7 protein-coding genes and 1 pseudogene are annotated in these 11496 nt (G+C 53.4%); 5 read left to right on the top strand and 3 right to left on the bottom strand.

Annotated elements, in window-relative coordinates; all coding sequences use genetic code 11:
• Nucleotides 1-65: 65 nt before the first annotated feature.
• From chiP to nagE, 3 genes and pseudogenes are all read right to left on the bottom strand, one after another.
• Nucleotides 66-692 (bottom strand): annotated as a pseudogene (chiP, locus tag DEO48_RS09415) (chitoporin); the annotation flags it as partial.
• Nucleotides 693-1138: 446 nt separating this feature from the next.
• Entirely contained in the window at nt 1139-2806 is a 1668-nt protein-coding gene (gene glnS / locus DEO48_RS09410) for a glutamine--tRNA ligase (protein ID WP_029740147.1), read from the bottom strand.
• A 169-nt stretch (nt 2807-2975) separates the two neighbouring features.
• Nucleotides 2976-4997, bottom strand: a complete 2022-nt coding sequence (gene nagE, locus DEO48_RS09405) for an N-acetylglucosamine-specific PTS transporter subunit IIBC (RefSeq protein ID WP_109844993.1) — start codon at nt 4995-4997, stop codon at nt 2976-2978.
• 328 nt (nt 4998-5325) lie between these two features.
• Between nagE and nagB the strand changes: the two genes are divergently transcribed.
• The 5 genes from nagB to asnB all read left to right on the top strand — a co-directional run bounded on the left by nagB (nt 5326) and on the right by asnB (nt 11271).
• Nucleotides 5326-6126, top strand: coding sequence for a glucosamine-6-phosphate deaminase (gene nagB, locus DEO48_RS09400; RefSeq protein ID WP_023310765.1), 801 nt, complete (start codon nt 5326-5328; stop codon nt 6124-6126).
• A 55-nt stretch (nt 6127-6181) separates the two neighbouring features.
• A complete protein-coding gene (gene nagA / locus DEO48_RS09395) occupies nt 6182-7330 on the top strand; it encodes an N-acetylglucosamine-6-phosphate deacetylase (RefSeq protein ID WP_109844992.1) in 1149 nt (382 codons plus the stop codon).
• Nucleotides 7331-7338: 8 nt separating this feature from the next.
• Nucleotides 7339-8559 (top strand): N-acetylglucosamine repressor, encoded by a 1221-nt coding sequence (locus DEO48_RS09390; protein WP_045356601.1) that lies wholly within the window; start codon nt 7339-7341, stop codon nt 8557-8559.
• Nucleotides 8560-8604: 45 nt separating this feature from the next.
• The gene (nagD, locus tag DEO48_RS09385; protein ID WP_029740145.1) at nt 8605-9357 is read left to right on the top strand and encodes a ribonucleotide monophosphatase NagD; all 753 of its coding nucleotides are present in this window, start codon (nt 8605-8607) and stop codon (nt 9355-9357) included.
• Nucleotides 9358-9606: 249 nt separating this feature from the next.
• Entirely contained in the window at nt 9607-11271 is a 1665-nt protein-coding gene (gene asnB, locus DEO48_RS09380; protein ID WP_014069343.1) for an asparagine synthase B, read from the top strand.
• Nucleotides 11272-11496: the final 225 nt, after the last annotated feature.

Below are 11496 nucleotides of genomic sequence, written 5' to 3'. Positions count from 1 at the left end.
GATCGAACACGATGCGAAATCATGATCGACTACGGTGCGAACTGGCGATCGATCACCGTGCGAATATGCAACTTGTCCATTTCGATGTGCCACGGCGCTTTGTACTCGTTGGTCCACATATAGGAGAAGCTCAACGCCCCCGCGTCACCGTAGTCAAAATTCGCCCCGGCTTCCGCCCCCTGATAGGTACCCGGCATAAAGCTCCAGTGCGGCGCTAACAGAGTCTGACCGGTTGGCTGAATATAACCGCCGCGCGCCCAAACCGGACCGTATTTAAATTTTGCAGCGGCTTTATAAAGGCTGATACCGCTCTTATCCCCGGACCAGTCTTCTTTATAGGCTTTGTTGCTGGAGGAGAAGGCAATTTCGTTCGGGTGGGCGCTGTCACCGTTTTCCGCCATTTCAATCGCGGTAAACGCAGCAATATCCAGACCGAACATATCCGCGGCATAGCCTGACTGGAAGTCCAGGTTGGCGTTCCAGGTGGAGTGAGAAAGGTTGGTTTTGTATTTGTCTTCGGTGACGTCTTTACGGTCACGTTCACGCTGCCAGTAATAAATACCGCCCGTGAGGGTAGAATCGTCGATGAAGCCCGCCGCTTTCGCCTCTGGTGTCACCACCAGGCCCGACATGGCTGTCACACCGGCAATAGCCAGCGCCAGCGCACTACGTTTGCCACTGAACGTACGCATAGATTATTCCTCTTTGACGAATTAAAACGCCTGAAGCGGCGTAAATAAAAAAGACCAAATGGTCAGGGGTAGTTTTAAATACCCTCGAATTAACTACCGTCTTTAGGTTATTTTTCGCGACGCGAATTATCAATGCTTTTTAGCGGGCAAAAGTCAGGATTATGACGAAGTGCACATAATTGGTAGTGCTTTGTAACATTTGCGGGGAGGCGAGGAATGGCACGGAATTATCAGGTATTTCAGTAGCTAGACGTGAGACCTCTTTCCTTTTTTATCACCTTTTTGTTTTTCGTAATGACACAAACTTTTTTTAAAAAAATAAGTAGCACCTCATTGACCTGATATTTTTATCACGCCTCTTTAGGCCCTGTCTTAATACCCTGATCGTTAAATAAAAAAACGCCGCATGGTGCGGCGTTTGTCTCTCATTGACCAGACCAGCAATATTATTCGCCGATCTTCGTCCAGGTATCACGCAGACCTACGGTACGGTTGAATACCGGTTTTTCCGCCGTGCTGTAACGGCTGTCCAGGCAGAAGTAGCCTTCACGTTCAAACTGGAACGCTTTGCCCGCTTCAGCGGCTTTCAGAGAAGGCTCCGCATAACCCTGCTTGATCACCAGAGATTCCGGGTTGATGGTCGCCAGGAAATCTTCCGCAGCACCTGGGTTAGGCACGCTGAACAGACGGTCGTACAGACGGATTTCTACCGGCAGCGCGTGGGAAGCGCTCACCCAGTGAATCACGCCTTTCACTTTACGGCCGTCAGCAGGATCTTTGCTCAGCGTTTCAGCGTCATATGAACAGAAGATGGTGGTGATATTACCTTCCGCATCTTTCTCTACGCGCTCGGCTTTGATGACGTAGGCGTTACGCAGACGCACTTCTTTACCCAGCACCAGACGCTTGTACTGCTTGTTGGCTTCTTCGCGGAAGTCAGCGCGGTCAATCCAGATGTCACCGCTGAACGGCACGTCACGGCTACCCATTTCCGGTTTGTTCGGATGGTTAGGCATGGAGACCAGCTCGCTTTCACCCTGCGGATAGTTTTCGATAACCAGCTTAACCGGATCGATAACCGCCATCGCGCGCGGGGCGTTTTCGTTGAGATCTTCGCGAATGCAGGATTCCAGGGAGGCCATCTCGATGGTGTTGTCCTGCTTGGTCACGCCGATGCGTTTGCAGAACTCACGAATAGAGGCGGCAGTGTAACCACGACGACGCAGACCCGAGATGGTTGGCATACGTGGGTCATCCCAGCCTTCAACGTGCTTGTCGGTCACCAGCAGGTTCAGCTTACGCTTGGACATCACGGTGTATTCCAGATTCAGACGAGAGAACTCGTACTGGCGTGGATGCACAGGAATGGTGATGTTATCCAGAACCCAGTCGTACAGACGACGGTTGTCCTGGAACTCCAGCGTACACAGGGAGTGCGTAATGCCTTCCAGCGCATCGCTGATGCAGTGGGTAAAGTCGTACATCGGATAGATGCACCACTTGTTGCCGGTCTGGTGGTGTTCCGCAAACTTGATGCGGTACAGCACCGGATCGCGCATCACGATGAACGGAGACGCCATGTCGATTTTGGCACGCAGGCACGCTTTGCCTTCTTCGAAGCCGCCGGCACGCATTTTTTCAAACAGCGCCAGGTTCTCTTCCACGCTGCGATCGCGGAACGGGCTGTTTTTGCCCGGGGCGGTCAGCGTACCGCGATATTCACGGATTTCATCAGCAGACAGTTCGTCAACATACGCCAGACCCTTGTTGATCAGTTCAACCGCGTAGGCGTACAGCTGATCAAAATAGTCAGAGGAGTAGCAGATATCGCCAGACCAGTTGAAGCCCAGCCATTGCACGTCATTCTTGATGGACTCAACGTATTCGATGTCTTCTTTTACTGGGTTGGTGTCATCGAAACGCAGGTTGCACTGTCCCTGGTAGTCTTGCGCAATGCCAAAGTTCAGGCAGATGGACTTCGCATGCCCGATATGCAGGTAGCCGTTCGGCTCCGGCGGGAAACGGGTATGAACTGTGGTGTGCTTACCACTGGCCAGATCTTCATCGATGATCTGACGAATAAAGTTACTCGGGCGGGCTTCTGCCTCACTCATCGTGGATTCCTCAAAGCGTAAACAACGTATAACGGCATATGATCTTATAAGCCGGACGTAGTGACAACCCTTAAAACGTCTCTGAAGAAAATAATGGGGGCATTTGCTGCAAAAAAAAGCGGCGGAGGATATCCCCCGCCGCTTAAGGCATGACTCTACTCAGGAGCGATTACTTGCCTTTAATCTCATACAGCGGCGTTTGCCCCGCAACAACCTGACCTTTCGCCTGAATAACCAGGCCACTGAAGTCATCGACGTTGCTGCAAACGACCGGGCTTATCATGGAGCGCGCGTTGGCGTTCAGGAAGTCCAGATCCATTTCCAGAATCGGCTGCCCGGCCACCACTTCAGCGCCCTCTTCCACCAGGCGAGTAAAGCCCTGACCGTTCAGCGCAACGGTATCGATACCCATATGGACAACGATCTCCGCGCCATTTTCGGTTTCGAGGCAGAACGCGTGGTTGGTGTTGAAGATTTTCACGATGGTACCGGCCGCCGGAGACACAACGGTTTTTTCCGTTGGTTTCACCGCCACACCGTCACCAACCGCTTTGCTGGCGAAGGCTTCGTCAGGCACCTGCTCAATCGCAACGACTTCACCGGTTACAGGTGAAACCAGCGCGGCTACCGTTTTAGCGTTCGGTACCGCCTGCGGTTTTGCAGCCGCTGGCGCGGCGGCAGGTGCGGCAGAAGCGTCTGCTGCAGCTACCGGACCAGTGGTTTTCATGGCGTTAGCAATTTTCTCTGCCACGAAGCCAACGATAATCTGCACGCTGGTTTTGTTCAGGCGGATAACGCCGGAAGCACCCAGACGTTTAGCCAGCGCTTCGTTCACCAGGGAAGAGTCTTTGACGTTCAGACGCAGACGAGTGATACAGGCGTCGATACCGGTCAGGTTATCAGAACCGCCGACTGCGGCGATGTACTGACGCGCCAGGCCTGAAACGTCCTGATCCTGAGCACCGCTCACGTTCACATCCTGACCATCCGCTTCGCTACCGGCCACGGCCAGTTCACGACCCGGGGTCATCAGGTTGAATTTGGTGATAGTGAAACGGAACACCATGTAGTAGATCGCGAAGAACACAAGACCTTGCGGGATCAGCATCCACCAGTGGGTCGCCAGCGGGTTACGGGACGACAGCACCATATCCACCAGACCGGCGCTGAAACCGAAACCGGCAATCCAGTGCATGCTGGCAGCGATGAACACGGAGATACCGGTCAGCACGGCGTGGATCACATACAGAACCGGCGCCACGAACATGAAGGAGAACTCCAGCGGCTCGGTGATACCGGTGAAGAAGGCCGCGAACGCACCCGCCATCATGATACCCAGCACTTTCGCTTTGTTCTCTGGACGCGCGCAGTGGTAGATAGCCAGCGCAGCACCCGGCAGACCAAACATCATGATCGGGAAGAAGCCCGCCTGGTAACGACCGGTGATACCGACAACCGCTTTACCTGCTTCGATGGACTGTGCGCCACCCAGGAAGTTAGGGATATCGTTAATACCGGCAACGTCGAACCAGAATACGGAGTTCAACGCGTGGTGCAGACCGACCGGGATCAGCAGACGGTTGAAGAACGCGTACACGCCCGCACCGACAGAACCCAGTTTCTGGATGTGCTCACCGAAGTTCACCAGACCGTCGAAGATCATCGGCCAGACGTACATCATGATGAACGCAACAACGATCATCACAAACGAGGTCAGGATAGGAACCAGGCGGCGACCGCTAAAGAAGGAGAGCGCTTTTGGCAGCTCTACGCTGCTGAAGCGGTTATACAGTTCGGCGGAGATGATACCCACAAGGATACCGACAAACTGGTTGCTGATCTTACCGAACGCCGCCGGAACCTGGTCCGCCGGAATTTTTTGGATCATGGCCACCGCTGCAGGCGAGCAGAGGGTGGTTAACACGAGGAAACCGACAAAACCGGTCAGCGCAGCGGCACCGTCTTTGTCTTTGGACATACCGTAAGCCACACCAATCGCGAACAACACGGACATGTTGTCGATAATGGCGGAACCTGACTTGATAAAGAACGCCGCCAGCGCGCTGGTATTACCCCAGCCGTTGGGGTCAATCCAGTAGCCGACACCCATCAGGATGGCTGCGGCAGGCAGCGTGGCGACCGGCACCATAAGCGCGCGGCCAACCTTTTGTAAATAACCTAGAATACTCACTTTCTTCCCCCTATGAGACCCCGTTTAAGGCATGTTCTCAGCTCTGTTTTTTATTGTGTCACGAACTATAGATACAGTTGATGCTTCACTGGCATTGTGAGTGTGTGAAAAATTAATTCGTATCGCAAATTAAACGCATACTTTTTGTGATTTTTGTCACCAAATATCGTTATTCACCCTCCCTTATACTGGCTAACAGCGAAAACTTATTTTATCATTCAAAAAATCAAGACGGATTGATCCGGCCTGAAAGTTTCCAGGTTACGCTTAAGTATCAGGTTCCGATAGCCATCCGCCCACTCTTCTACTTTAACTCTTGAGGTGAACAATGAGACTGATTCCCCTGGCAACTGCTGAACAAGTCGGTAAATGGGCCGCTCGCCATATCGTTAACCGTATTAACGCCTTTAAACCGACCGCCGATCGTCCTTTCGTTCTTGGACTTCCGACAGGCGGCACGCCGCTGACCGCCTATAAGGCACTGGTTGAGATGCATAAAGCAGGCCAGGTTAGCTTCAAACATGTTGTGACCTTCAATATGGATGAATACGTTGGCTTACCGAAAGACCACCCGGAAAGCTACCATAGCTTTATGCACCGCAATTTCTTTGATCACGTTGATATTCCATCTGAAAATATTAACCTGCTGAATGGAAACGCGCCTGATATTGACGCAGAATGCCGTCAGTATGAAGAAAAAATCCGTTCTTACGGTAAGATCCACCTGTTCATGGGTGGCGTAGGCAATGATGGTCATATTGCGTTTAACGAACCGGCGTCATCTCTGGCTTCCCGCACACGTATTAAAACGCTGACCCATGACACGCGCGTGGCAAACTCCCGCTTCTTTGACGGTGATGTTAACCAGGTTCCAAAATACGCCCTGACCGTAGGCGTAGGCACCCTGCTGGATGCCGAAGAAGTGATGATTCTGGTGCTGGGCGGTGTGAAAGCGCAAGCGCTCCAGGCTGCCGTTGAAGGCAACGTAAACCATATGTGGACCATCAGCTGCCTGCAGCTGCATCCGAAATCAGTCATCGTCTGCGACGAACCGTCCACGATGGAGCTGAAGGTTAAAACGCTGAAATACTTCAACGAGTTAGAAGCTGAGAACATCAAAGGTCTGTAATTGAATAACCGCCTCTTCATCAAGAGGCGGCCGCTTTTTTTAACCGGGGGTCGTTATGTACGCTTTAACCCACGGTCGGATTTATACCGGCCATGAAATTCTGGATGACCATGCGATTGTTATCGCTGATGGCCTGATTGAACGTGTTTGTCCGCTGGCAGAACTGCCGCCGGAGATTGAACAGCGCTCACTCAATGGAGCAGTAATCTCCCCCGGTTTCATCGACGTACAGCTCAACGGCTGCGGCGGTGTGCAATTCAATGACACCGCGGATGCGGTGACGGTCGAAACGCTGGAGATCATGCAGAAAGCCAACGAGAAATCGGGCTGCACCAGCTATCTGCCAACGCTCATCACCAGCAGTGATGACCTCATGAAGCAGGGTATCCGCGTGATGCGCGAATACCTGGCCAAACATCCTAATCAGGCGCTGGGTCTGCACCTTGAAGGGCCATGGCTGAATATGGTCAAGAAAGGAACGCATAACCCGAATTACGTGCGTAAACCTGATGCGGAGCTGGTTGACTACATGTGTGCGAACGCCGATGTGATCGTCAAAGTGACGCTGGCGCCTGAAATGACGGGTACGGATGTCATCAGCAAACTGGCTGGTGCCGGGATTATCGTTTCAGCAGGTCACTCAAACGCGACGCTGAAAGAAGCGAAAGCCGGTTTCCGCGCGGGCATTACCTTCGCAACGCACCTTTACAACGCCATGCCGTATATCACAGGCCGTGAACCGGGTCTGGTCGGGGCGATTCTGGATGAGCCAGACGTCTACTGCGGCATTATTGCTGACGGCTTACACGTCGATTACACCAACATCCGCAACGCTAAGCGGCTGAAAGGTGACAAGCTTTGTCTGGTGACGGATGCCACCGCACCGGCAGGTGCAAATATTGAGCAGTTCATTTTTGCTGGTAAAACAATATACTACCGCAATGGACTGTGTGTGGATGAAAACGGTACGCTGAGCGGTTCCTCTTTGACCATGATTGAAGGGGTGCGTAACCTGGTTGAACATTGCGGGATTGCGCTTGATGAAGTCCTGCGTATGGCAACCCTTTATCCGGCTCGCGCAATGGGCGTGGATAAACAGCTTGGCGGAATTGCACCAGGTATGGTTGCAAACCTGACGGCATTCACACACGATTATAAAATTATTAAGACCATCGTTAATGGTAACGAGGTCGTCACTGAGTAAGTAAAAGTATGACACCTGGCGGACAAGCTCAAATCGGTAATGTCGATCTCGTTAAACAACTTAACAGTGCGGCGGTATACCGCCTGATTGACCAGCACGGACCAATCTCGCGAATTCAGATAGCCGAACAAAGCCAGCTTGCTCCCGCCAGCGTGACAAAAATTACCCGCCAGCTCATTGAGCGCGGTCTGATCAAAGAAGTCGATCAGCAGGCCTCCACCGGGGGCCGCCGCGCCATCTCCATTATTACCGAAACCCGCAATTTTCAGGCCATTGGCGTCCGTCTGGGCCGTCATGACACCACACTCACACTGTACGATCTGAGCAGTAAAGCCATTGCGGAAGAGCACTACCCTCTTCCGGAGCGCACCCAGGAGACGCTGGAGCATGCGCTGCTGAATACCATCGCGCAGTTTATTGAAAGCTGTCAGCGCAAGATCCGCGAACTCATCGCCATCTCCGTGATTCTGCCCGGCCTGGTCGACCCGGAAAGCGGCGTGATCCGCTATATGCCGCACATTCAGGTTGAAAACTGGGGGCTGGTCGACGCGCTGGAAAAGCGTTTTAAAGTGACCTGCTTTGTGGGCCACGACATTCGCTCGCTGGCGCTGGCAGAGCACTACTTTGGTGCGAGCCAGGACTGCGAAGACTCTATTCTGGTGCGCGTTCACCGCGGAACGGGCGCCGGTATTATCTCTAACGGCCGTATTTTTATTGGTCGCAACGGTAACGTCGGCGAGATTGGCCACATTCAGGTTGAGCCCCTCGGGGAGCGCTGCCACTGCGGCAACTTCGGCTGTCTTGAGACCATTGCCGCCAACACGGCCATCGAGCAGCGCGTTCGCCATCTCCTTGAACAGGGTTACCAAAGTCGCGTCACGCTGGACGATTGCAAAATTGGCAACATCTGCAAAGCCGCCAATAAGGGTGACGCGCTGGCCTGCGAAGTGATTGAGCAGGTAGGACGCCACCTGGGGAAAACCATCGCCATCGCCATTAACCTGTTTAACCCACAAAAAGTGGTGATCGCCGGTGAAATTGTGGAAGCGGAAAAGGTGCTGCTCCCCGCCATTGAAGGCTGTATTAACACCCAGGCGCTGAAAGCATTCCGCCAGAACCTCCCGGTGGTTCGTTCAAAGCTTGACCATCGCTCGGCGATCGGCGCGTTCGCGCTGGTCAAACGCGCCATGCTCAACGGAATTCTGCTGCAGCATTTGCTGGAAAGTTGATCGGACCTTATAGTAACGCCTTCTTTTTTTGATGTCGGACTGTCCATGACCATTAAGAATGTAATTTGTGATATCGACGGCGTGCTGATGCACGACAACGTTGCCGTGCCGGGTGCTGCGGAGTTTCTACACCGCATCATCGACAAAGGAATGCCTCTGGTTCTGCTCACGAACTACCCTTCCCAAACCGGTCAGGATCTGGCTAACCGCTTTGCCACGGCGGGCGTCAATGTTCCGGACAGCGTGTTTTATACCTCGGCAATGGCCACGGCGGATTTTCTTAAGCGTCAGGAAGGGAAAAAAGCCTACGTGGTGGGTGAAGGTGCGCTGATACACGAGCTGTACAAAGCTGGCTTTACCATCACTGACGTGAACCCGGACTTTGTGATTGTCGGCGAAACGCGCTCTTTTAACTGGGAGATGATGCATAAGGCTGCATACTTTGTCGCCAGCGGCGCGCGCTTTATCGCTACCAACCCGGATACGCACGGCCGTGGTTTTTATCCGGCCTGCGGCGCGCTGTGCGCAGGTATCGAAAAAATCTCAGGTCGTCAGCCCTTTGTGGTCGGTAAACCGAGCCCGTGGATCATTCGTGCCGCGCTCAACAAGATGCAGGCCCACTCTGAAGAGACCGTTATTGTCGGCGACAACCTGCGCACCGATATTCTGGCCGGATTCCAGGCGGGTCTGGAGACGATTCTGGTCCTCTCCGGCGTCTCTCAACTTGATGACATTGATTCGATGCCGTTCCGGCCAAGCTGGATTTACCCCTCCGTCGATGAAATCGACATCATCTGATACCGAACCACGCCACAGGGCGTGGTTTTTCATTTATAGCCTACATAAATAGAACGCCATCTAACAAAAAACACGTTTCATTGCATAATCATCAATAAAAGAATTCATGACGTACTCTTTTTTCACTATTCCGCAATCACTATTGCACTATTTCCGTTTTCACCCGTAAAACGCTTGCGCGCCCTGCCCCTTTGCGGCATTTTCATAAGCAAGCAACATTACAAAGCAACAGGGTTAACGGAGAAGGTTATGTGTTCAATTTTTGGCGTACTGGATATTAAAACTGACGCGGGCGAACTGCGTAAAAAGGCACTCGAACTGTCCCGCCTGATGCGCCATCGCGGCCCGGACTGGTCAGGCGTTTACGCCAGTGACAAAGCGATTCTGGCTCACGAACGTCTGTCTATTGTTGACGTCAACGCCGGTGCACAGCCGCTGTATAACGAGAAAAAAACGCACGCGCTGGCTGTCAACGGTGAAATCTACAACCACCAGGCGCTGCGCGCCGAATACGGCGACCGCTACGCGTTCCAGACCGGTTCTGACTGTGAAGTGATCCTGGCGCTGTATCAGGAGAAAGGGCCCGAGTTCCTGGACGACCTGCAGGGCATGTTTGCCTTCGCCCTGTACGACAGCGAAAAAGACGCTTACCTCATTGGCCGTGACCATATCGGCATTATCCCGCTGTACATGGGCCACGATGAGCACGGCAACTTCTACGTCGCCTCTGAAATGAAAGCCCTGGTGCCGGTCTGCCGCACCATTAAAGAGTTCCCGGCGGGCAGCTATCTGTGGAGCAAAGACGGCGAGATCCGTCAGTATTATCAGCGTGACTGGTTCGATTTCGACGCGGTAAAAGACAACGTCACGGACAAAGCCGAGCTGCGTCAGGCCCTGGAAGATTCCGTGAAAAGCCACCTGATGTCCGACGTGCCGTACGGCGTGCTGCTCTCCGGCGGTCTGGACTCCTCCGTGATCTCCGCGATCACCAAGAAATTCGCGGCCCGTCGCGTGGAAGATCAGGAGCGCTCAGAAGCCTGGTGGCCACAGCTGCACTCTTTTGCCGTTGGCCTGGAAGGCGCACCTGACCTGAAAGCCGCGCAGGAAGTGGCGAACCACCTCGGCACCGTGCACCATGAGATTCACTTCACCGTGCAGGAAGGTCTGGATGCGATCCGCGATGTGATCTATCACATTGAAACCTATGACGTGACCACCATCCGCGCCTCAACGCCGATGTACCTGATGTCGCGTAAGATCAAAGCGATGGGCATCAAGATGGTGCTCTCCGGTGAAGGGTCTGACGAAGTGTTTGGCGGCTACCTGTACTTCCACAAGGCGCCGAACGCCAAAGAGCTGCACGAAGAGACCGTGCGCAAGCTGCAGGCGCTGCACATGTTCGACTGTGCGCGTGCCAACAAAGCGATGTCGGCCTGGGGCGTGGAAGCGCGCGTGCCGTTCCTCGATAAGAAATTCCTCGACGTCGCGATGCGCATCAACCCGCAGGACAAGATGTGCGGCAACGGCAAAATGGAAAAACATATCCTGCGCGAATGTTTTGAATCCTACCTGCCGGCGAGCGTGGCATGGCGTCAGAAAGAGCAGTTCTCTGATGGCGTAGGCTATAGCTGGATCGACACCCTGAAAGAGGTCGCGGCGAAACAGGTTTCTGACCAACAGCTGGAAACCGCAAGCTTCCGCTTCCCGTACAACACGCCGGGCTCGAAAGAAGCCTATCTGTACCGTGAAATTTTTGAAGAGCTGTTCCCGGTACCGAGCGCCGCGGAGTGCGTACCGGGTGGCCCGTCCGTCGCCTGCTCTTCTGCCAAAGCGATTGAATGGGATGAATCTTTCAAATCCATGAACGATCCATCAGGACGCGCGGTAGGCGTTCACCAGTCAGCCTACAAGTAATCACTCAGATCGCAATCAGGCCCCTCAGGGGCCTGATTTTTTTTCCTCACATTTCACCGCCTAAATCTGATTAATAACCAATAATTGCCGAATATTCGGTCACGCTGTTCGCAACCTAACCAAACAGTCACATTCCGGCTATTTTCGTTGAAAAAGGTGTTGACGCTGCAAGGGTCTATACGCATAATGCGCCCCGCAACGCCGATAAGGTAACGCGAAAAAAGA

Origin of the sequence: Enterobacter sp. CGMCC 5087, from assembly GCF_003144775.1 — a bacterium.
GTDB classification, from domain to species: domain Bacteria; phylum Pseudomonadota; class Gammaproteobacteria; order Enterobacterales; family Enterobacteriaceae; genus Enterobacter; species Enterobacter cloacae_M.
The sequence above is the reverse complement of the archived record's forward strand: the minus strand, read 5'-3'. Positions and strand labels throughout refer to the sequence as shown.